The organism is Streptomyces sp. NPDC002156 (genome assembly GCF_053593675.1).
Window position 1 is genome coordinate 21,204 of the sequence record NZ_JBSFDA010000054.1, and the last position, 21,622, is coordinate 42,825.

Genomic DNA, 21,622 nt, shown 5'->3' on the forward strand with positions numbered 1-21,622 from the left:
TCCCAGAGGCAACTTGCGGACGGCGTCCACGTCTCGTACATTTGCTCGCGGTGATGGCACACCGTGCTCAACTCCCTCCCTTTCACCGCAGCTTGTCGACCGCTCGTCCTATTGGCCGGTGAAGACCGCTCCCGTATGTGGGGAGTGGCACATGCTGCGACAGAGTGTTTGACTCCGGGACCGGGATGTCTCGGATACGCGGCAGCCTTCTTGCCTGTTCTCGCGATATTCGACTCTGTTCTCACGTTCTTCCGTGCTGCTTTCGACCTGGGGTCCCAGCCGAATTCACGCCGGAAGGTGTGAGCCGTGCTGAATTCCCGCTCCGCGACTGGCCCTCTGCCGCGCCGTCGTGCGGACCGCACGCCGTCGTGGCGATGGCGCACGCCGTCGTTCCGGGGGCGGACACCTTCCCCCGCACACGTACTTCACGTACCCATGGAGTGACGCATGACCGAGATCATGTCCCGAGATCAGACCGAATGGGAGGCTGTCGTCCGCCGGGCCGTGGCCGAGTACGTGGACACCACGGTCGACGAGGTCGGGCCCGACGACAGCTTCATCGGCCTGGGCCTGGACTCGCTCGCCATGATGCGGGTCGCCGCGCACTGGCAGAACCAGGGCATCGAGGTCGCCTTCGCCGACCTGGCGGCCAGGCCCACCCTGCGTGGCTGGGCCGAGGTGCTGCACCGGCTGACCGGTCGAGGCGCGGAGCAGGAGAGCCCGCGACAGCCGGTGGACCCGGCGGAACCCTTCGCTCTCACGCCGGTGCAGCAGGCGTACTGGGTGGGGCGTCGTGACGGCGTGGAGATGGGTGGTGTCGGCTGCCACGCCTACTTCGAGTTCGCCTGCGAGGACGTGCGTCCCGAGCGGCTCGACCGGGCCGTGGCCGCTCTGATGGACCGGCACGACATGCTGCGGGCCACCTTCCTCGACGACGGGCACCAGCAGATCCTGCCGCCCGGCCGGTGGCCCGGCCTGACCATGGACGACCTGCGCGACCTCTCCGACAACGACCGCGCACTGCGGCTGACCGAACTGCGCGACGAACTCTCCCACCGGCGCCCGGCCGTGGAGCGCGGTGAGGTCTTCGGCGTACGGCTCGCCCTGTTGCCCGAGGGGCGCAGCCGGCTCTTCGTCGACGTCGACCTGCTCGTGGCCGATGTCCTCAGCGTCCAGATCGTCCTGTCCGACCTGGCGAGCCTGTACGCCGACCCGGACACGGCCCTGCCGGGGATCGGCACCAGCTTTCCCGCCTACCTGGAGGAACAGCACAGCCGACGCGACCCCGAGAAGGCTCGCGCCTACTGGCAGCAGCGGCTCCCCGACCTGCCGCAGGCCCCGCAGCTTCCGCTGGCCACGGATCCCGGCCGGATCACCGAGCCCCGGTTCGTGCGGCGGTCGGGGCGGCTGACGGCGGACGAGTGGCAGCGCGTACGCGACCGGGCCCGCGCCCACGGCATCACTCCCTCCATGGCGGTCGCCACGGCCTTCGCCCGCGTCCTCGCGGTGTGGAGCGGCCGGCCGCGGCTGCTGCTGAACCTGCCCCTGTTCAACCGGCGCAGCAGCCACCCCGGAGTGCCGCATATGGTGGCCGACTTCACCGACCTGGTTCTGCTCGACATCGACCTGGCCGGTGACCACGGTTTCGCCGACCAGGCCCGGCGGGTGCAGGAACGTTTCCAGGAGAACACCGCCCACGCCGACTACTCCGGCGTCGACGTGCTGCGCGATCTCGCCCGCGCCCGCGGTGGCGCGTTCACGGCTCCCGTCGTGTTCGCCAGCAACCTCGGCCGCGAGCTGGTCGACGAGCGGTTCCGCCGCCATCTCGGCGAGCTCGACTGGATGATCTCCCAGACCCCGCAGTGCTGGCTCGACCACCAGCTCTACGAGGACGACGAGGGCATGGAGGCGGTCTGGGACGCGGTCGACGCGCTCTTCCCGCAGGGGCTGCTCGACGACATGTTCGACACCTATCTGCGCCTGCTGCGGCAGCTCGCAGCCCAGGACGCGGACTGGGCGCGGCCCGCCTTACCGACCCTGCCGGAGCGGCAGACGCGGGTGCGCGAGGAGGCCAACGCCACCGCCGCGCCCGTCCCCTCGGCGCTGCTGCACGAGGGTGCCCTCGCCCAGGCCCGGCGCACTCCCGAGCGGCCCGCCGTGATCAGTGGCGACCGCGTGCTGACGTACGGCGAACTGGCCGCGCGGGCGGCGGGCGTGGCCGAGGCACTCCTGGCGGGCGGCTGTGCGCCGGGAGACCGGGTCGGCGTCCTCATGGACAAGGGCTGGGAACAGGTCGTGGCGGTGCTCGCGGTCCTCTCGGCAGGCGGCGCCTATGTCCCGCTCGGCCCGGAGCAGCCGCCCGAACGACGGGACCGGATGCTCGCGGACGCCGGGATCCGGCAGGTGCTGACCCAGTCCTGGCTGGTACTCCCCGACAGCGAGACGCTGGGCCGATGTTCCCGCGTGGAGGTCGACCTCCACGCCCCGGCCGGCGCCGCCGCACCAACCGGCGGCCGATGTTCCCCGGACGACCTCGCGTACGTGATCTACACCTCCGGATCGACCGGTACGCCCAAGGGCGTGATGATCTCCCACCGCAGCGCCGTCAACACGATCGAGGACATCAACCGCCGGTACGGGATGGGCGGACAGGACCGAGTCCTCGGTCTCGCCGGACTCGGCTTCGACCTCTCCGTCTACGACGTCTTCGGGCCGCTCGCGGTCGGTGCCGCCCTTGTCCTGCCCGACCCGGAGCGCCGCGGAGACCCTTCCCACTGGGCGGAGTTGACAGCCCGTCACGGGATCACCCTGTGGAACTCCGTCCCCGCGCAGCTGGTGATGCTCGATCACTTCCTCGACGGCGCCCCGGAGTTGACCCTTCCCACCCTGAGGCTGGCGATGCTCAGCGGTGACTGGATCCCGGTCACCCTGCCCGACTCCATCCGCGCCAAGCTGCCGTCCCTCGTCCTCCACAGCCTCGGCGGCGCCACGGAGGCCGCCATCTGGTCGATCGAGCACCCCATCGGCAAGGTCGACCACGACCGGCGCAGCATCCCGTACGGCAAACCGCTCGCCAACCAGCGCTTCCACGTACTGGACGACGGCCTGCGCCCCAGCCCCGAGTGGGTGCCCGGCGAGCTGTACATCGCGGGCACCGGACTCGCCCTCGGCTACCTCGGCGACGCCGACAGGACCGCCGAACGGTTCCCCCTCCACCCGGTCACGGGCGAACGCCTCTACCGCACGGGCGACTTGGGACGCTACCTGCCGGACGGGTCGATCGAGTTCCTGGGCCGCACGGACTCCCAGGTCAAGATCCGCGGGCATCGCATCGAACTCGCCGAGATCGAGGCCGTACTCGAACGGCATCCAGATGTCACCGAAGCCCGTGTCGTGGTGGACGGAACCGACGCGTTGGACCGCCGGCTCGCGGGCTTCGTGACCCCGGCGCGCGCGGCCGATGCTCCGGCGGCCGGATCGGCCGACCTGCGTACGACCGCACACGCCGAGGCGATCCGAGTCGCGCACCTGTCCGACCCGGAGGGACTCAGCGCGTTCGCGCGGACCCTCGAACAGGCGGTGCTGCTGTCGATCGCCGAGGCCCTGCACCAGCTGCTGCCCGGCGTGTTCGTTCCCGGCGTTCCGGGGCTCACCGGCGACCAGGCGGCCGAGCGCGCGGGCGCCGACCCCCGGCACCACCGGCTGCTCCGGCGCTGGCTGACCGCACTCACCCGCGCCGGCCTGATCCGCCGGGAGGAGGCCGACGGCCGCTACCACTCGCTGCGCGCGGTGGCGCCGGCCGAGGCCGAGGCCGTGTGGGACCAGGTCCTGAAGACCCCGGACCTGCGCCTGTGGCCCGAGGACGTGCTGCGCCTGTTCCGGACCGGCGCACATCATCTGCCCGCCCTGATGCGGGGCGAGACCGACCAGGTGCACCTGCTGTTCCCCGAGGGCAGCTCGAAGACCGCGATCGCCGCCTTCACCGAGAGCCTCGTCGTCCGCTACCTGAACCGGGCCGTGGCCACCGTCCTCGGTGAACTGGCCCGGCGGCACGAGGGCCCCGGCCCGCTGCGGATCCTGGAGATCGGTGCCGGCGTCGGCGGCACCAGCGCGGACGCCTTCGAGAGCCTCGCCGGCCACGACGTGGAGTACCTCTTCACCGACGTCTCGCCGTTCTTCCTCGACGAGGCCCGGCAGCGGTTCGCGGACCGGGACTTCGTGCACTACGCGCTCTACGACATGGAGAAGGCACCCTGGACGCAAGGGCTGCGGCCCGGCTCGTACGACGTCGTCGTGGCCGCGAACGTCCTGCACAACACCCGTGATGCCGGCGAACTCCTCGTACGGATCCGGGAGTTGCTCGCCCCGCAGGGGTACCTGGTGTTCACCGAGCTCACCGACGAGATACCGGAGATGCTGATCTCCATGGAGTTCCTCGCCGGGGCCGCGGACCATGGCGGTGACTTCACGGACGCACGCGCGGGATCCGACCGCTTCCTGTTCTCCTGTGCCGAATGGCGGGATCTGCTCGGCGCGGCGGACGCCACTGACGTGTTCAGCCTGCCGGAGGAGCCGGACGGCCTGGCCGGGCTCGGCCAGAGAATGCTGGCCGCCCGCTTCAAGGCCGACCGGGCACGGGTGTCGGCGGCCGGGCTGCTGGAGCACGCGGCACGGCAACTGCCCGGGCACATGGTCCCCGAACGACTGGAGATCCTCGACGCGATCCCGCTGACCGCCAACGGAAAAGTCGACCACGCCGCGCTGCGTGCGCGCCTCGGGGCCGGCGGACCGGGTGAGGACACCCGCGGGCACACACCGCCCCAGGGCGACCTGGAGACACGTGTCGCCGGGCTGTGGGCCGACTGCCTGGGACTCCACGAGGCGCCCCGCGACCGGGACTTCTTCTCCCTCGGCGGTGACTCGCTGCTGGTGACCCGGCTCGTCGGCCGACTCCGTGCCGACGTCCCCGAACTCGCGGGGCACGACTTCGACACCGTGCTGCGCGCCCTCATGGACCGCGCCACGGTGGCCGGTCTCGCCGCCCTCGGTGCCGGGGCGGGGGAGGGCGCGCGATGACCGTGCCGGCGTCCACCACCCAGCCCCTGCTGACCTGCCACGCCCATCACGGCCCGCCACCTCGCGTGCGCCTCGTGTGCTTCCCGCACGCGGGGGCGCCGGGCACCTTCTTCACGTCCTGGGCGTCCGCCCTCCCCGCCGACGTGGAGCTGGTGACGGTCCGTTACGCACCGCACGTGCCGGAGGAACGGCTCACCGACCTCGCGTCGCGCGTCGCCCGGGAACTGTCCGCGCTGCCCCGGCGGCCCTCGGCCCTGTTCGGGCACAGCATGGGGGCCGTGGTGGCGTACGAGACGGCCCGCAGCTGGGAGCGCCACGGCCGGGCCCCGCTGCCGCTGTTCGTCTCCGGCTCGCCGTCCCCCGGGGCCCACCGCGCCGACGACCTCCATCTGCGCACCGAGGACGAACTCGTCCTCGTACTCCGCCGGTTGGGCGGCACCGCGGCGGAGATTCTCGACGACCCGGAGCTGCGCGCGGTGTGGCTGCCCGACATTCGCCGGGACTTCCGGCTCCTCGACGGCTACCTGCACACCGAGGGCCCGCCGCTGCGCTCCGCGGTGACCGCCCTGACCGGACGGGAGGATCCGGAGGCGCCGCTCGACAGCGTCCGGCGCTGGCGGGCGTACACCCGGTCGTCCTTCGAGCTGTGCACCTTCCCCGGCGGCCACTTCTACCTGGTCGAGGAGAAGGACAGGCTCGTCGGCGAGGTACTGCGGCGGCTCACCCCAGGCGGTGCCGGAGCGGCCGGACAGGCGGCGCCATGACGCACGAGAACGCTCAAGTGGACCGTTTCCACGAGGAGTTCGCCGACCATGTGGTCCTCGTGACCGGGGCGGCCGGCGGCATCGGCGCCGCCGTCGCCCGGGGCTTCGCCGGCGGCGGTGCCCGGGTCGCCCTCGCCGACCGGGACAAGGCGGGTCTCGAGGCGCTCGCGGCCGACCTCGCCCGGCAGGGCCGTACCGCTCTGGCCTGCCCGCTGGACGTGCGGGACGCCGTGGCCGTGGAGGACGCCGTCGCGCGGGCCGAGCGGGAACTGGGCCCCGTCGACGTCCTCGTGAACGGTGCCGGCATCGTCAGCGCCCGCTCCGTCGTGGAGACCACCGAGCAGGACTGGGAAGACGTCCTCGGGGTCAACGCGACAGGTGTCTTCCATGTCTCCCGTGCCGTGTCGCGGCGCATGGTCTCCCGACGCCGTGGCGTGATCGTCACCGTGGCGTCGAACGCCGCCGGAGTGCCCCGTGCGGGCATGGCCGCCTACGCCGCCTCCAAGGCCGCGGCAGCGCACTTCACCCGCTGCCTCGGCCTGGAACTCGCCGTGCACGGGATCCGGTGCAACGTCGTCGCCCCCGGCTCCACCGACACCCCCATGCAGCGGTCCCTGTGGGACGAGGAGGCAGGCGACGCACCGGTCGTCGCCGGCGACCCGGCCACCTACCGGACCGGGATTCCCCTCGGGCGCATCGCCACTCCGCAGGACATCGCGGACGCCGTCCTCTTCCTCGCCTCCGAGCGCGCACGCCACATCACGCTGCACGACCTGTACGTCGACGGCGGCGCGACCCTGCGGGCCTGAGAGGCCCGTTCCGGGGGCGCCGCCCCCCATTCCCGCCCCGGAGGAACGGGCCTCCGCGCGGGAGGAAGCCGTATGTCAACCGCTCACAAACGGAAAGGGGCCACTGTGCCCGCACCAGGAACGCCACTGCCCGGCGGCCGCGTTCGTGACCGTGACACCGAGACGGCCCCGACCGCCGCTCCACCCACCGCGATGTTCCACTTCGCCTCTCCGGACACGGAGTTGACGGTCGACGACACCTCTTTGCCCGATCCGGGGACCGAGTCCGTCGCCGCGGTCGTCGAGCGGCTGAGTGTCTTCGTCGGCTGCGGGCACCCGGAAGCGACGGCCGTCGGCATGCTTCCCTTCCGCCCCGACGAACCGCCCCGGCTCACCGTCACGACAAGAGCCCACCGATTCCGAACGGCCCCGGCCCACCGGCCCGCCTCCGTTCCTCGACCTCGAATCCGGTCGGCCCGGCCCGAGCCGGGCGAGGAGCACTACCTCGCCGCCGTACAGGAAGCACTGCACAGGCTGGACGACGGGAAACTCGACAAGGTCGTCCTGGCGCGAACCCTTCGCCTGCTCGCCGACGCCCCTGTGGACGTCCCCGCCCTGGTCGAGTCGCTGCGAGGCCGCAACCCCCACAGCTACGTCTTTGCCGCCCCACTGCCGGGGCCCGGGACGCTGGTCGGCGCGAGTCCCGAGCTGCTGGTCGCGAAGAAGGGCCGTACGGTCCTCTCGCATCCGCTCGCCGGCACGGCTCCCCGCAGCGCCGACCCGGCCCAGGACGCCCATCGCGCCGAGGCTCTGCTCGGCTCGGTGAAGGACCTGCACGAACACGCCCTGGTGGTGGAGGCCGTCACCGCCGCCCTGCACCCGTACTGCAGGGACATCGACGTACCGGCCCGCCCTTCGCTGACGCGCACCGCCACGCTGTGGCACCTGGGCACCCCAGTCCGCGCGGTGCTGCGTGAGCCCGCGACCACCTCCCTGGAACTGGCCGCCGCACTGCATCCCACCCCGGCCGTCTGCGGAACCCCCGCCGACGCGGCGCGGGATCTGATCGGTGAGCTGGAACCCTTCGGCCGCGGCTTCTACGCGGGGGCTGTCGGATGGTGCGACGCGCGCGGAGACGGGGAATGGGCGGTCGCCATCCGCTGCGCCGAAGTCGAGGGCCGATCGCTGCGCCTGTTCGCCGGGGCGGGCATCGTGCCCGGCTCCACGCCGACGGGCGAACTCGCCGAGACCGCCGCGAAGTTCCGTACTCTCCTCGACGCCCTGGGACTGACGGGCGAACCCTTCGAAAGGACCTGACCGTGCCCATCCCCCCGATCCCGCCCTACCCCATGCCCGGTGCGGACGAGCTTCCCTCGAACGTCGCCGGCTGGAACCCCGATCCACGGCGCGCGGCGCTGCTCGTCCACGACATGCAGCGGTACTTCCTCGCGGCCTACCGGTCCGACCGGTCCCCGGCGGATGCCCTGCTGGCCAACGTCGCGGAACTCAAACGGCGATGTACGGCCCTGGGCATGCCGGTGGTCCTCAGTGCCCAGCCCGGTGACCAGCCACCCTCCGAGCGGGCCCTGCTGCGCGACTTCTGGGGACCCGGCATGGGGAGTTCCCCGGAACACACCGCCATCGTCGACGAGGTCGCGCCCGCAGACGGGGACATCGTCGTGACCAAGTGGCGCTACAGCGCATTCGTGCGCACCGGCCTGGCCGATGTTCTGCGGGAACGCGGCCGGGACCAGCTCGTCGTCTGCGGTGTCTACACATCCATCGGCTGCCTGGCCACCGCCTGCGACGCCTTCATGCGGGACATACAGACCTTTCTCGTCGCCGATGCGACGGCCGATTTCACGGCCGACTCCCATCGCGGCGCCCTGAGTTGGGCGGCTCGGCAGTGTGCCGTGGTCGACACGACCACCTCGTTCCTCAAACAACTGGAGTCCTGACAGGTTCCCGAAGCCGAGGCGAGGAAAGTTGCGGACAGTGTCTGCTAGATTTAGGCATACCTAACCTACCGATTCCCCGCGATCACATGGAAAACGGGTGACGTATGCCTACTGAGACCCTCTGGGACCGGTGGCCTCTGGTGGAGGTGCACGGAGGGACCGCTTCGAAGGGCGAGCACCACGCGGCCGTGCTCGAAGCACTGGAGACGGCGCTGAACCGGGCAGAGCCCTTCGCTCTCGTCGTTTTCCAGCCCGCGATGGCCAAGGACGAGCCGATGCGCGCGCCCAGGACGGGACTCGTGCGCTTCCTGCGGACGAATCGCGGAGTGATGGGGGAACGGTGCCGAGGCGTGGCGATCGTCACCGACCCGGCGATCCTGCGCAGGGCGGGGAAGTTGGTCAAAGCGGCCCCGCTGATCCTCGGTTGTCCCGCCTCCGCGTTCGTCGACGCGGAGACCGCCCGCGACTGGGCGAACGACCGCGTACGTCCACAGCCCACCGGGACAGGAGACAGCTCGTGCTGATCGCGATAACCGCGCTTTGTGTGGCGGTTGCCGGATGGATCCGCCGACTGCGGGGACGTGACAAGGCCGTGACGAAGGAGACACCGGCGGCAGCGTCTCCCGAGGCCACTCCGGAAACGCCTCTGGGCGGATCCGCGGCGCAGTAGTCAAGAAGTCGTGGGTTCACCTCCTGGCGTCCCCACGGTGTGCGTACACCCCTGTGCCAGGGCGACGACTTCCTGGCGGGCGACTTGAGCTTCCTGTTCGTTGAACGACGTGTCACCGTACGGATCCACCCAGCCGAGTTTGCCCGAGTCGTGCCGGTCGACGGTGCTCAGCACTCCCGCCAACGTTTCACAGCAAGGTGTCCCGGGACGACCCCTTTCGCGTTGGTCGCCCAGAGTGCGGTTCCAGCTCGATCCCCATGATCCCTCCTTCGGCCTCGGACACCGGAGCTTCGCAGAGATCATTTGTCAGACACGACCCAGGACTGGATGGTGCTGTCCCTCGTGCCCGCAACGACGTCGACCAAGCGGCGCCCCCGCACCGCGATCAGCGGCGGCGTCGTCCTCGCCCGCGTCTTCGAGGAGGCGGGCTCCGCGCTGGTCGTGATGGAACGACGTCGACCTGGACAAGGCCGCCTCGGTGGGGGCCTGGGGCTTCTTCGCGCACGCCGGCCAGATCTGCATGGCCAGCGGCCGCCACCTCGTGCACGCCTCGGTCGCCGACGAGTACACGGCCCTGCTCGCCCAGCACGCGGACGCACTCGCGGTCAGCGACCCGACCGCGGAGGAGGTCGCCGTCGGACCGCTCATCGACGGCGGACAGCGAGACAACGTGCACCGCGTCGTCTCGTAGACGATCGCGGCCGGTGCTCGGCTCGCCGCGGGCACCGAATGTCCGACGGACTGGCCCGCCACGACCACCTCCTCGACCGCACCACCGTCGTCGAAGGCCCGACGACCTGACCAGCCCCGCCGAACCGGTCTTCGTCGCCCGTGAGAACGCCCGCGCCGAGGACGACGGCTATCTCCTCGTTCTGTGGTGGAACCGCGCCACCAACCTCAGCGAACTCCTCATCCACGACGCCGGCGAACTGCGCCGCACCCCACTGGCCCGGGTCAAGCTCCCCAGCCGCGTGCCCTTCGGCTTCCACGGCAGCTGGGCCGACCACCACACCCTGGACCGCGCCATCGCGGCCCACCGGGGAGACGACCGACAAGGCCGGGTGTTCGCCCTGCTCTGCCGGACCGGCGGACGCGGCTCAGGTGATCCGGCGCCGATGACCTGATCCGCCGGAAAGGCGCCGGCCTCGACTCAGCCGACGAGCAGGTTCGCCATCCGTACCTGGCCGCGTGCCGCCAGGCGGCGATCGCCGTGGTAGCCGCGGGCCTGGACGGCGCGGTCCTTCCCGTCGACTCACACGTCCGCGTGGACGGGCACGTCGGCGCCCGGCTTCTCGCGCAGCTTGGCATGGTCGATCGTGCCGATGGGCACCATGGGCGCCCTCGCTCTTGGCGGCTGCCTCCCGGCCGCGGACACTTCCTCGCCCCCGCTGGCTGACGCTGACTCGATCAGCCGTGGATTGCGTTGAGGACCGCGGCAAGTTTTTCGGGCGCACTGATCATGGCCATGTGGCCGGTGTCGAGATCGATGACGTCGGGCTGAAGCAGTGCGATGGATCGCTGCTGGAGTTCCTCGACGTAGCACTGGTCACGCGTGAGGTGCACGTACGTTCGGGGGATGTCGCGTCTGTAGCCGCTCAGGTCCACGGCCTCGCTGAGCAGGGCGGCCGAGTCGTCGGCCAGCAGGTCCAGGGTGGACGCGGCGGTCGCCTCGTCCATGTCGTTGCACAGCATCGCGGCGGCGCCCTCGCGGGTCTGGTGGTAGACGCCGCCGGCGATGGACTGCTCCACCAGACCCCGCACTCCGGGATCGATCTGGTCGAGCACCCGGGATCTGTCCGCCGGCACCACGGCCGACACGAGGACGACGTGGCGGATCCGGTCAGGGATGAGGTCCAGGACACGCGGGACCGTGACGCCCGCGAAGGAGTGACCGACCAGCACCACGTCGCGCAGATCCTTCGCTTCGACGTCTTCGCGGACCGCGTCGGCGCAGTCCGCGAGAGTGACCGTGCCCAGGTCGGCTTCGGCCCTGGTCCCGCGCCCCGGAAGGTCGACCGCCAACGCTTCCGCACTTAGATGGGGGATCAGCTCGTCCCAACAGTTCGCGCCGAAGCTTGCCCCATGGATGAGAACGAACGCCATGATTGACCTCCTCGTCAACGATGCCAATCGAACCTTAATTGAATTCAGTTCTGCTGTGGAGGCTTGCGGCGCACCAAGGGAGTATGTGCGAGTTGCCGTGAGCCCCGCTGAGCCCCGCTGAGTCCCCGGCGCCCATGCCTACGGTCTGTCTCGCGCCATTCCGGCCGCAGTCCAGCCAGGTTTCGTGGTGAGGACGTACGCGGCGCCGCAGGTGAGCAGCGCAGGCACGAGTCCGACTGTGGTCACCGCCGCCCCGGCGAGCAGTCCGCCGAGAGGGACTGCGCTGCCGGGTTCGAGGCGCGCGCAGGGAGTGCGAGGTCTCGCGTGCGGTCGGGGGCACTCCGGTCGCGATCTGCCGCGGGATTTCAGTGGCGCTATGGGCGCGCCTGATGATCCAGATGCCGTCCTCGCGGCGGTCCGGCGGCGCACCATCGCGCTGACGGGCGAGGCCCTGCTATCCGGGCCAGTCGCTCCCGATGCTACGGGTTTCCCCCAGGCAGCGGCCAGGGCGGTCCCACCGATCTCGGCATGCCGGTGATCGCAAGGCCACGGTGACGTCGCTGTCCTGTCCCAGCACAGAGATCATCTGTGGCGGCATGCCGCATAGCGGCTGGTTTCCGCGTTCAGGAATGCCTGGCGGTCTGTTCCGCAGCCTCGTTGTACTGCGACGCTTACCCCCCGTGTCACGTCCGCAGCCGAGGTAGCGTGAGATGCATCCTGATCTTGGATCACTATGGACCGCGGCCGGAGTGGTCTCCGGCTTCCAGGTCACCGGATTCGCTCTACGGATCAATAGAGAGATTGATGTCAGCGGCAAAGGCGACATCACGTGGCTGCCTCCCGCAGACATCCTCAACTTGCTGTCGATCGCTGTAACGATGCTCGGGGTGTTCGTCGCACCTGTTCTTGGCATCGGCGGCACAACCGTCCCAGTTAAGGCGTTTGGTCTTTCTGTCCTCTTGCTCGCGGGATACCCATTCGCACTCGCAGGCCACTACGACCTGTTCAACCCGCGAACGTATCGCTCATGGACGTACTGCCCGAGGCAGGAGCGGATCGTCCTCTCCGTCGTTGGTGTCTCGGCGATCACCTACACCGCTCTTGCGGTACTCCGCCAGTAACAGGACGGCGAGTGGGGATCCACCGATTCAACCGGCAATCCGGCAATCCGCATGAATCGGATGACTTGCCTGCGGCGAGGCAACTGCCAGACTCGCACCGCCAAGCCGTAGTCCGGATAATCGTTGGCCATGGCCTTCGAGGCGACCGCCGGGCGGCGCAGCAGTCCGCCGGCCGAACCGGCGGGTGAGCCCGGGCACCTGCTCGGCGAAGGTCTTGCGCGGACAGGAGTTCTCCGCGCAGACGCATCGACGCAGCCGTAACGACACCACGACGAACTTGCCGACCGGTGGCAGATCACGGGGAAATCGCAGGTACGAACCGTGTATTCGGCCCGACCAGCACCCGCATCCCGGACACTCGTGTCGGTCACCTCGACCGACTCTACGAACTCGCCCTCCAACGAGGGGAACAGCAACTCATCCAGCTGCGGCCGTACTTCGTTCACGGCGCAGCACTGTCGACCACAGAACTCACTGATAAAGCCAACGGGGCGTTTCCATGGCTCGGAGTACGCCCGGTTCTGGGAGAACCCCGGAGCCGAGGCGGAGTTCGAGGCGATTGTGGACCTGCTGGCGCGGGGCTGCGGGCGTAGGGGCGCTCGGGCACGCGAGCGTACAGGTATGTGCCGCGACGGCCGGTTGCCGCCGCGGCACATGTCGTGCATGCCTTACGCAGTGAAGAGGAACGGCTCGCTCTTCGCGTTGGATACGTCGGTCAGCACCCCGGCGGTGACCTTGAGTGTGGCGACCGCTTGGAGGAGGTCGCCTTCACCGACTCCGGTGAGGGCGTTGAACGGGATGCGGATCTGCTCGCTGCGCGGCCCGTTCACAGGCTGTGCGGGCTGGTCGTACGTCTGGAGGCCGACCCGCGTGAGCTGACTCTGGTTGCCGACCGACGCCCAGATCTGGATGCGGCTGATGACCGCGTTCAGTGACGCCCCCACCTCGATGTCCGCGACGACATCGAAGTCACCCGCGGTGGCAAGGGTGTCCACCGTGAAGGACGTACCCTTCTCGACCACCGACAGATCCTTGATCCTCGCGTCGTACTCTCCGGGCATAACCGGATCTCCTTCCCCGTTGGTGTTGGGTTCCCTCACCGTAAAATCGCCGGTTGACGGATCGCCTCGGGGGAATCCCCAGGGTTGCCAGGACGAATGGGCGAGGGTAGAGCGGGTTCATCCCCCTCGGGTAATTCGTGACTTCACAACGGGGGCTGTGTCCTGCCATCCACGCAGCGCATGCCGGCCCAGAGCACCGCCGCGAGCGCTCTCAGCGCGGTGCTGGTGGCCGGTGTGAGCGTCCTCGCCCATTTCGCCCTGGTGAGGGGCAGGGCGACGGAGTTCGTACCGGTGGCGGGGAGTCTTGCCACTGCCGTGGTCATCGGGCTGCCGCTGACCAACGGTTCCCGGCTTGGCGACCGTGGTCCTCGCGGTCATGTTGATGGCCGCCGTCTTTTGGCTCACCGACCTGGTGGCCACCTGGACCGGGGCCCGGTCCGTCGGGACGCGTGAACTGCCGCCCGTACGGGGCGTGGTGTTCGCGACCTCGGTCGCGGCCGGGCACCGGCTGCGCGGCCGATCGCCATCGGTGTGCTGCCCTGGTGCGTGACCCGGCTGGGCCTGCGGTACGCGGTCAGTACACGGGATCGGTACGACGCGCTGTACGCCGTCCGGGTCCGGTTCAGAGAAGGCGGTGAACCTCCTCAGCCCTAGTCGCCCGAAGTGGCCCGTCGTTCATCAGCCGCCCCGCGCCCGAGGCTCGGTCGTCCTACCCTGAGCCATGCTGTTCGGACGGCACGCACAGACCGAGAGGATCGGTCTGCTGGTTCAGGACGCCCGCAAGGGCAGAAGCCGTGTCCTCGTGCTGCGCGGCGAGGCCGGCATCGGCAAGACCGCGCTGCTGCGACTCGGCGCCGACGCGGCACAGGAGCAGGGCACGCGCGTGCTGTGGCTACGTGGCTGGGAGCCGGAGAAGCACCTCGCCTTCGCGGGTCTCTCCCAGCTCGTGCGGCCCGCCGCCCACCTCATCGACCGGCTTCCGGCACCCCAGGCCGAGGCCTTGCGTGGAGCTGTCGCCCTCGGGCCCACACGGCCCGCGGACCGCTTCGAGGTCTGCGCCGCCACACTGAGCCTGCTGGCCGAACTCGCCGAGGAGCGGCCACTGCTGGTCGCCGTCGACGACATGCACGCCTTGGACCCGTCCTCCGCCGAGGCCCTCGCGTTCGCGGCCCGTCGGCTGATGGCCGAGGACATCGGCATGCTGGTCACAACCCGGCCGGATCCGGCGGTCGACTCGCTGACGGTCGCTCTCCCCGCGCTCGAAGTGGCCGGGCTGGAGGAGAGCTCGGTCGGCGAACTCGTCGCCGACCGCACCGGGGTGAGACCCCACGAGGATGTACTACGTTGGCTCGCACTCCGCAGCGCCGGCAACCCGATGGCGCTGATCGAGCTGGTGAACGGGCTCACCGGACTTCAGCTGAGCGGGCACCGCCCGATGCCACGCACACTGCAGGCCGGGGCCACCGCGGGCGCGCTGTTCGCCGACCGCGTCGCGACGGTGGGGCCCGCCGCCCGGACCCTGCTGCTCCTCATGGCCGCGAGCACCTCGATCGAGGTGGGTGACGTGACACGCGCCGCGCGGCACCTCGGCGTACCGCGGACGGCGTTCGCCGACGTCGAGGGCAGCGGCCTGGCGTCCTTCGCCTCGCACGCGTACCACTTCGCCCATCCGCTGGTCCCCTCGGCTGTGCTGGCCGGCGCGTCCTCCGAGGAGGTCCGGGCCGCCCATCGGGCGCTCGCCGCGACCTGTGCACAGCCGGGACGCGCCGGGGAGCGGGCCTGGCATCTGGCCGAGGCGACCCTCGGCCCGGACGAACAGGTGGCGGCGGCGCTGGAGGAACTGGCCCGCACCACCGAGTCCCGCAGCGGGTACATGGCGGCCGCCGCCGCGTGGGAGCGGTCGGCGGCACTCAGCGTCAGCGAACCCGATCGGGCCCGACGACTCACCGCGGCGGCCAAGGACGCTCTCCTGGGCGGGCGCAACACCCACGCCCGGGAACTCCTCACCCGGGCCGACGCCCTGGTCGAGGAAGCCGGACTGCGCGCGGATATAGCGGCCGGCCTCGGTCGCGTCGAACTGTTCACGGGGCATCCCGCCCTGGCACACCGGTTCGTGTTCCGGGCGGCCGAGGAACTGTGCGGCACCGATCCACGGCGTGGCTCCGAGCTGTTCGCCGACGCCGCGATGGCGTCGCTGCTGTCCGGAGATCCGACCGGCGCCTTCGAGGCGGCGATGCGCACGGAGAAGCTGCTCGACGGAGCGCAGTCCCCCGCGACACTGGTGGCCGGCCTGATCCGGGGCATCACGATGTTGCACCTGGGGGAGGGCGCAGCGGGCAGAGAACAGCTGCGGCGCTGCCTGGAGGCGGTGCGCACACAGGGCGGTGAGCTGCCGACCGAGTACGTCGTGCTGGCAGCCGCGACCATGAACTGGACCGGGGAGCACGAGCTGGGCCGACGTACCGTCAACTCGCTGCTGGAGCGGCTGCGGGTCTCCGGAGCCCTGGGCATGCTGCCCTTCGCGCTGTACGTGTCCTCCTACGCGAACGTGTTCACGGGCCGCACGGAGGCGGCACGGGCGGCGGCGACCGAGGCCGTCGAACTGGCAGGGTTCACGGACAACGAGTTCTGGCAGTACCTCTCCCTGTCCGCCCTGGCCCACGTCGAGGCGGTACGCGGCGACGCCGAGGCATGCAGGCGACACGGGCAGCGGGCGCTGGCGCTGCGGCGCGCCGACACCGACTATCCGCGTGACGCGAACGAAGCCCTCGGACTGCTGGAACTGAGCTTCGGCGACTACTCGGAGGCGCTGCGCCGATTACGCGAGGGAGCGATGTCCACATCCGCGGACGATCCCGACACTCTCCTCGACAGCAGCTTCGACGCGATGGAGGCACGGATACGCTGCGGACTTCCGCTGTCGCCGGGAGCCCTGGCATCCGTGGCACAGCATGCCGGGCAGGTGCACATTCCCCTGCACGCCGCGATCGCCCTCAGGGTACGCGGTCTGGCCGCCGAGGAGGGGGCGGAGGACTGCTTCGAGCAGGCCCTGGCACTGCACGCCGAGGTGTCCTGCCCGCTGGAGACCGCCCGGACGCGGCTCACCTACGGGGAACGGCTGCGCCGCGCGGGGCAGCGAGTGAGGGCACGGGAGCAGCTGCGGGGCGCTCTGGATGCGTTTGAGCGGCTGGGCGCCGTGGTCTGGGCGGAGCGCTGCCGCAGAGAACTGACGGCGACCGGGGAGACCGTCCGGGCCCGGTCGAAGCCGTCCGGGCCCGAGGACCTGACGCCGCAGGAGTTCCAGGTCGCACAGGCGGTCGTGCGGGGAGCCACCAACAAACAGGCGGCCTCCGCGCTGTTCCTCAGCCCGAAGACGGTGGAGTTCCACCTCGGCAACGTCTACCGGAAGCTGGGGGTCCGCAACCGTACGGAACTCGCTCACCGGTATCCGGGGCTGCGCGAGTGACCCGCTCTCGGAGTCGATGGCGTCGGCTTCCGGGGCAGGGGATTTCCCGGAAGCGGGCCGCCGCCGGTTCTTCCTAGCGTGAAAAGCCCTGCGCACAAGGAGGAACCGGTCATGACCAGCGACGAGACCAGCAGCCCGGCGGAGCGCGGCAACCGCGCGGACGCGGAAGACGCCGGAACGGGGTGGGACTTCACCGCGCGGCTGACCGCACTGCGCGAACAGGCCCTGCGGCTGCTGGAGGAACTGGAGCAGCGAGCGGAACCCCAGCCGCCCGCCGCGCAGGACATCCGGCCCGCGCGAGACACCGCGTCGAAGGATGCCTCCGCCGTCGCGACGGCCACCGGTTCCCCCCTTGTCGCGGGAGCGAGCAACTCGGCCACCGACACGACGTACCTGGACGCGAGCGGTGCGAGCGGCGCCCTCTACGTGGTCGGCGACCCGGGCGGCGTCACAGGGGTCGGCTTCAGCCAGCCGGGCCTGCGCGGCTACGGCTACGGCAGCAACGCCGTGCACGGGTACGCCGTACCGCCGAACGCCCAGGCCGGCGTATGCGGGGAGAGCCCGTCCGGGGACGGCGTGTACGGCTACAGCACACAGGGGCGGGGCACGCTCGGCGTCAGTCTGCGCGGTATCGGCGTACTGGCCTTCAGCCGGGACCGGGAGGCCCTCAACGCGTACAGCGTCGACGGCGACGGCATCCGCGCGGCGACCCGCTCGAGCGCGGCAGCGGCGGTCCTGGCGGAGAACGGTTCGGAGTCCCCGGGCGGCTTCGCGGTGGTCTGCCTGGGCCAGTCCGGCACCGGAATGTACGTGTCAGGGGCCCATGCGGCGGTTCAGCTCGGCCGCTCGCAATCGGTCGGCGCACCCACGACCGGATTCCACAACGCGGGCGAGCTGGTGCTGGACGCGAATGCCGATCTTTACCTGTGCAAGACCACCGGCGTGCCGGGTGTCTGGAAGTTCGTGGCCTGACAGCGATTCACGGTCCACACAAGAAGGGGGAGTTGAGGGATGACAGTCGCCATATGCCTCAGTGGTGGAGGGGCCAGAGGGGATTTCGAGGTCGGAGCGCTGCGCCTGCTCTACGACCGGGGCATTCGCCCCGACATCCTGGTGAGCACCTCTGTGGGGTCGGTGAACGCCGTCAAACTCGCCGAGGGTGAGGATCCGGCCCACCCCGAGCGGGGATTGAGCGGCCTGGAACAACTGTGGGCGTCGCTGCGGACGAACGCGGACATGTATCAGGAGGAGGCCTGGCTGTCTCACCCGGACATGGATACCCGGGTCCGTGATCTGCTGACGGGGCGGTCCGCCAACCTTGGAATCTCGGGACCCGCGTCGGACAACGGCACGTGGGGTGAACTCGCGTTCATCGCGAACTTCTTCTACGACGCCGCGTTCCTCTTCGGGGACGGAATAGCGCTGCTCAAGTCGCTCCGCCTGGTGACGGAGGCGAAAAGCCTCTACAACCTCACTCCCATCCGCGACCGCCTCTACTCCAGGCTCGACCTCGACGCGATCGCGGCGTGGGCCGCGACGGGCAGGAAACTACGGATGGCCACGGTCGCCCTGGAAAGCGGCAGTCTGCGCTATGTGACCGAGAGCGGCGCGGTCCTGGAGCGCGACGGCTCACCGGCTCAGTGGGCGGGAAGGCTGACCGCGGCCTGTCGCGCACTGGAAAAGGAAGTCGATGGCCGGCAGCGAAACCTCCGCGATCAACAGGCTCTGCTGCGAACGGCCGCGCCGAACGAGAAGCCCGACATCATCGAGAACAACATCCGGCCGGCCCAGAAAGCACTCAACGATGCCCGGCTGGCGCTCGCGGACTGCTTGGCCGCTCAGCCTCCGGTACCGCTCGTAGTGGACATCCGCGAGGGCGTCCTCGCCTCGGCGAGCATCCCGGCACTGTTCCGTACGGTGGCCTTGGGTGACGAGAACTATGTCGACGGCGGGGTGCGCGAGATCGTCCCGGTGCAGGCCGCCGCGGACGCGGGGGCCGAGGAGATCTATGTGGTGAGTGCGTCACGGCTGACCGTCGAGCCTGAGAAGCCGCGCACTTTCACGGGCGCCGGAATCACCGACGTGCTCGGCAGGGCCATGGTCGAGATCGTCCTCAACGAGATCTCCGTGGACGACCTGTCCGTCCGTCCGAAAGCCGGCAAGAGCGCACCCCGTACCGTGGTGATCGCCCCGGACGTCGACATTCACAACCTGACCACGATCGATCCCGGTCTGATCCAGATCAATCGGGACTACGGCTGGATGCGGGCGGCGGACACACTCGACGGGGTCGACCACGACAGCGCACGCTGGCGGACCGCGACCGACATCGCGCTCACGCGGCTCGACACCTGGCGCGCCGAGAACCTCCGGTACGGACAGCCCGACCCCACGCGCCCTGCCGACGGCACCCCCACTCCGCGCACCGACGCCCAGGTCACGATCGATGCCGGGAAGCAACGACTCAAGGATGTGCTGGCCGCCCGCCGTGCCGCCGGCGGCCCCGTACCCGACGGCATCGACCGTTGGAGCGTGACCTTGGAACTGCACCCCTGGGTGGGTCAGTTGAACGACGCCGCGTTCGTCACGCATGCGGTGCCGGCGAGTGTCGGCGCTCATGACGGGTTCTCCGCGACGTTCACGATGCGCAACACGGGCACCACGACATGGCGGCCCGAAGAGCAGTACCGACTCGGAACCCAGGCTCCCCAGGACAACACCACGTGGGGGACCAACCGTGTCGAACTGCCGGCATCTGTCGCACCTGGTGAGGAAGTGACCTTCGCCGTCGACCTCAAGGCACCTGCGGCTTCCACGACCGTGCTGCAGTGGCGCATGGTGCGGGACGGAGTGGAATGGTTCGGTGCGGCCACTCCGTCGCTTGCAGTCACCGTGACCGAACCTGCCGCATGCGGGAAGTTGCGAGCCGACATCGCCGCGGCCGACAGGGACATTGACGATCTCCGGCGACTCCGGGACAGCCTGGACCCGAAGGACCCCGCAGACCGGGCTGAGCGGAAGGACCTTGTCGAACAGATCGGCGAGGTGCGGAAGAGGCTGACGGAACTCCGCACCTTGAAGGCCCAGATGGGATGTCGATAGGGATGCCGACAGGGTCCGGCGGTGCCGCGTCAGCCATCCGTGGGATCCACCGTCGCCTGATGTTCCTCCACCTCTGTCTGCTGATGCGGCACAGCCGCTCACGTCCCGAACGGGCGCGGTCAGTCTGCGCCGTGATGACGTCCATGCCTCCGCCTTCGCTGGCGAACGTGCTGGACTGGTGGCGTCCCGTTGCTCTATCGATCTCGGTGAGCGTGAGTTCGAGGTCGTCGACTCGGTCGGGTGATCTTCTGGCTGGCTGAGCATGGAAGCGGGGCCTCCCGCACAGCTCGTGGATGTCGAATCCAATCGAGCAGCAGGAGGCCCTTGGTGCTGCAGTCTTCCGTGCGCCACCGGCTGGAGCTGTCCCGGGCGACGTGCACACCGACCTTGACCACCGGCTGGGGCCGTACCAGCGTGACGTTCACCGCTTCTGTGGTGCTGTCCCGCCCTGCCGGTTTGGGAGGCGATGGTGGTGCCGGGGGTGACGGAGCCGACGCCGAGTCCCGCGGGTCTCAATCCATGGTGGAGAATCGCTGCCATGAGTGAGAACGTCTACTTCCAAGTTTCCGCGAACGGTGAGGACCTCGGGCGCATCGTCTTCCGGCTGTTCGACGACGTCGTGCCGAAGACCGCCCGTAACTTCCGTGAGCTGGCCACCGGCCAGAACGGGTTCGGCTACAAGGGTGCGCCCTTCCACCGGGTCATCACCGAGTTCATGCTGCAGGGCGGTGACTTCACCAACGGCAACGGCACGGGCGGCAAGAGCATCTACGGTGAGAAGTTCGCCGACGAGAATTTCCAGCTCAAGCACGACCGGCCGTTCCTGCTGAGCATGGCCAACGCGGGTCCGAACTCCAACGGCTCGCAGTTCTTCATCACCACGGTGGTGACCTCGTGGCTCGACGGCAAGCACGTCGTCTTCGGCGAGGTCGTCGAGGGCACGGACGTCGTCAAGGCGATCGAGACGCTCGGCAGTTCCTCCGGCGCCACCGCAAAGAAGATCGTCATTGAGGAGAGCGGCGTCGTCCCCACCGTCTGATCATCGTTCGTCTGGGGCGCCTGTCCAGCGCCCCAGACGGGTGTCCACGTGCGCGTGCACCCCGGTGCTCCGGCAGGCTGTCCGGGGTGGCCGAAGAGCGCGACGTCGCCGGGGGAGAGGTCGGGCCTGGCGCGGTACCAGCGGGCCGGGTGCCGCCAACGCCCGGTACCGTCCTGGCGACGCCGACTTCCGCCACCAGCGACGTCACTCGACACCTGTCGCGCACGGTGTCCCGCGTCGGTGGTCGACGGGCACAGCGCCCACGGCGCCGACTCCCACACAATCAGCTCCCCGTCCAGCGCTGTAGCGTCCGGCAGCTGCGCAGTCCCGGCGACCACCTCGGGGAAGGCCGGCCCCATCTCGGTGCCGCGCCCCGAGCGCAGTAGCACCCGCCCCGCGTCGATAGAGACCAGGGCCTGCCACCTGTCCCACTTCGGCTCACGCGCCCACCGCGGCAGCAGCGCAGGGTCGGAC

At 70.0% G+C, this 21,622-nt stretch carries 18 protein-coding genes and 2 pseudogenes; 14 read left to right on the top strand and 6 right to left on the bottom strand.

Going from position 1 to position 21,622, the window contains the following annotated elements; genetic code table 11:
* The first annotated feature begins 447 nt into the window (after positions 1-447).
* The 8 genes from ACWCRB_RS22385 (at position 448) to ACWCRB_RS22420 (ending at position 10,380) form a co-directional block, all read left to right on the top strand.
* Positions 448-5,076 (top strand): amino acid adenylation domain-containing protein, encoded by a 4,629-nt coding sequence (locus tag ACWCRB_RS22385; RefSeq protein WP_450997714.1) that lies wholly within the window; start codon positions 448-450, stop codon positions 5,074-5,076.
* A complete protein-coding gene (locus ACWCRB_RS22390) occupies positions 5,073-5,840 on the top strand; it encodes a thioesterase II family protein (protein WP_450997715.1) in 768 nt (255 codons plus the stop codon). Before ACWCRB_RS22385 ends, ACWCRB_RS22390 begins: the two co-directional genes overlap by 4 nt.
* Positions 5,837-6,649: a 2,3-dihydro-2,3-dihydroxybenzoate dehydrogenase gene (locus ACWCRB_RS22395; protein ID WP_450997716.1), complete on the top strand. Its 813-nt coding sequence runs from the start codon at positions 5,837-5,839 to the stop codon at positions 6,647-6,649. The genes ACWCRB_RS22390 and ACWCRB_RS22395 overlap by 4 nt, the downstream gene beginning before the upstream one ends.
* Positions 6,650-6,721: 72 nt before the next feature.
* A complete protein-coding gene (locus ACWCRB_RS22400; RefSeq protein WP_450997717.1) occupies positions 6,722-7,945 on the top strand; it encodes an isochorismate synthase in 1,224 nt (407 codons plus the stop codon).
* 32 nt (positions 7,946-7,977) lie between these two features.
* The gene (locus ACWCRB_RS22405; protein ID WP_450997743.1) at positions 7,978-8,586 is read left to right on the top strand and encodes an isochorismatase family protein; all 609 of its coding nucleotides are present in this window, start codon (positions 7,978-7,980) and stop codon (positions 8,584-8,586) included.
* A gap of 104 nt (positions 8,587-8,690) precedes the next feature.
* Positions 8,691-9,110 carry a hypothetical protein gene (locus ACWCRB_RS22410; protein ID WP_450997718.1) on the top strand — a complete coding sequence of 140 codons (420 nt, stop codon included), beginning with the start codon at positions 8,691-8,693 and terminating at the stop codon, positions 9,108-9,110.
* Positions 9,111-9,734: 624 nt separating this feature from the next.
* Positions 9,735-9,947: an aldehyde dehydrogenase family protein gene (locus tag ACWCRB_RS22415; protein ID WP_450997719.1), complete on the top strand. Its 213-nt coding sequence runs from the start codon at positions 9,735-9,737 to the stop codon at positions 9,945-9,947.
* A gap of 13 nt (positions 9,948-9,960) precedes the next feature.
* Positions 9,961-10,380 carry a carotenoid oxygenase family protein gene (locus ACWCRB_RS22420; RefSeq protein WP_450997720.1) on the top strand — a complete coding sequence of 140 codons (420 nt, stop codon included), beginning with the start codon at positions 9,961-9,963 and terminating at the stop codon, positions 10,378-10,380.
* 128 nt (positions 10,381-10,508) lie between these two features.
* On the opposite strand, the gene ACWCRB_RS22425 is transcribed toward ACWCRB_RS22420, so the two are convergent.
* The 3 genes and pseudogenes from ACWCRB_RS22425 to ACWCRB_RS22435 all read right to left on the bottom strand — a co-directional run.
* Positions 10,509-10,631, bottom strand: coding sequence for a hypothetical protein (locus tag ACWCRB_RS22425; RefSeq protein ID WP_450997721.1), 123 nt, complete (start codon positions 10,629-10,631; stop codon positions 10,509-10,511).
* A gap of 32 nt (positions 10,632-10,663) precedes the next feature.
* On the bottom strand, positions 10,664-11,359 hold the full coding sequence (locus ACWCRB_RS22430) for an alpha/beta fold hydrolase (RefSeq protein ID WP_450997722.1): 696 nt from the start codon (positions 11,357-11,359) through the stop codon (positions 10,664-10,666).
* 44 nt (positions 11,360-11,403) lie between these two features.
* A pseudogene (locus ACWCRB_RS22435) lies at positions 11,404-11,644 on the bottom strand (hypothetical protein); the annotation flags it as partial.
* Between the two features lie 425 nt (positions 11,645-12,069).
* Between ACWCRB_RS22435 and ACWCRB_RS22440 the strand changes: the two are divergent.
* Positions 12,070-12,480 (top strand): hypothetical protein, encoded by a 411-nt coding sequence (locus tag ACWCRB_RS22440; protein ID WP_450997723.1) that lies wholly within the window; start codon positions 12,070-12,072, stop codon positions 12,478-12,480.
* A 27-nt stretch (positions 12,481-12,507) separates the two neighbouring features.
* Here the strand turns inward: ACWCRB_RS22440 and ACWCRB_RS22445 are convergent.
* The 3 genes and pseudogenes from ACWCRB_RS22445 to ACWCRB_RS22455 form a co-directional block, all read right to left on the bottom strand.
* Positions 12,508-12,834, bottom strand: a pseudogene (locus tag ACWCRB_RS22445) (hypothetical protein); the annotation flags it as partial.
* Positions 12,835-13,148: 314 nt separating this feature from the next.
* Positions 13,149-13,541 (bottom strand): hypothetical protein, encoded by a 393-nt coding sequence (locus tag ACWCRB_RS22450; protein WP_450997724.1) that lies wholly within the window; start codon positions 13,539-13,541, stop codon positions 13,149-13,151.
* A gap of 143 nt (positions 13,542-13,684) precedes the next feature.
* Complete coding sequence (locus ACWCRB_RS22455) at positions 13,685-13,864, bottom strand: hypothetical protein (RefSeq protein ID WP_450997725.1); 180 nt, start codon at positions 13,862-13,864, stop codon at positions 13,685-13,687.
* Between the two features lie 29 nt (positions 13,865-13,893).
* Here ACWCRB_RS22455 and ACWCRB_RS22460 point away from each other — a divergent pair, with 29 nt between their 5' ends.
* From ACWCRB_RS22460 to ACWCRB_RS22480, 5 genes are all read left to right on the top strand, one after another.
* Positions 13,894-14,091, top strand: a complete 198-nt coding sequence (locus ACWCRB_RS22460; protein ID WP_450997726.1) for a hypothetical protein — start codon at positions 13,894-13,896, stop codon at positions 14,089-14,091.
* 171 nt (positions 14,092-14,262) lie between these two features.
* Positions 14,263-17,007: an AAA family ATPase gene (locus ACWCRB_RS22465; protein ID WP_450997727.1), complete on the top strand. Its 2,745-nt coding sequence runs from the start codon at positions 14,263-14,265 to the stop codon at positions 17,005-17,007.
* A gap of 111 nt (positions 17,008-17,118) precedes the next feature.
* On the top strand, positions 17,119-17,979 hold the full coding sequence (locus ACWCRB_RS22470) for a hypothetical protein (RefSeq protein WP_450997728.1): 861 nt from the start codon (positions 17,119-17,121) through the stop codon (positions 17,977-17,979).
* A 39-nt stretch (positions 17,980-18,018) separates the two neighbouring features.
* A complete protein-coding gene (locus tag ACWCRB_RS22475) occupies positions 18,019-20,109 on the top strand; it encodes a patatin-like phospholipase family protein (protein WP_450997729.1) in 2,091 nt (696 codons plus the stop codon).
* A 538-nt stretch (positions 20,110-20,647) separates the two neighbouring features.
* A complete protein-coding gene (locus ACWCRB_RS22480) occupies positions 20,648-21,148 on the top strand; it encodes a peptidylprolyl isomerase (RefSeq protein ID WP_450997730.1) in 501 nt (166 codons plus the stop codon).
* Positions 21,149-21,622: the final 474 nt, after the last annotated feature.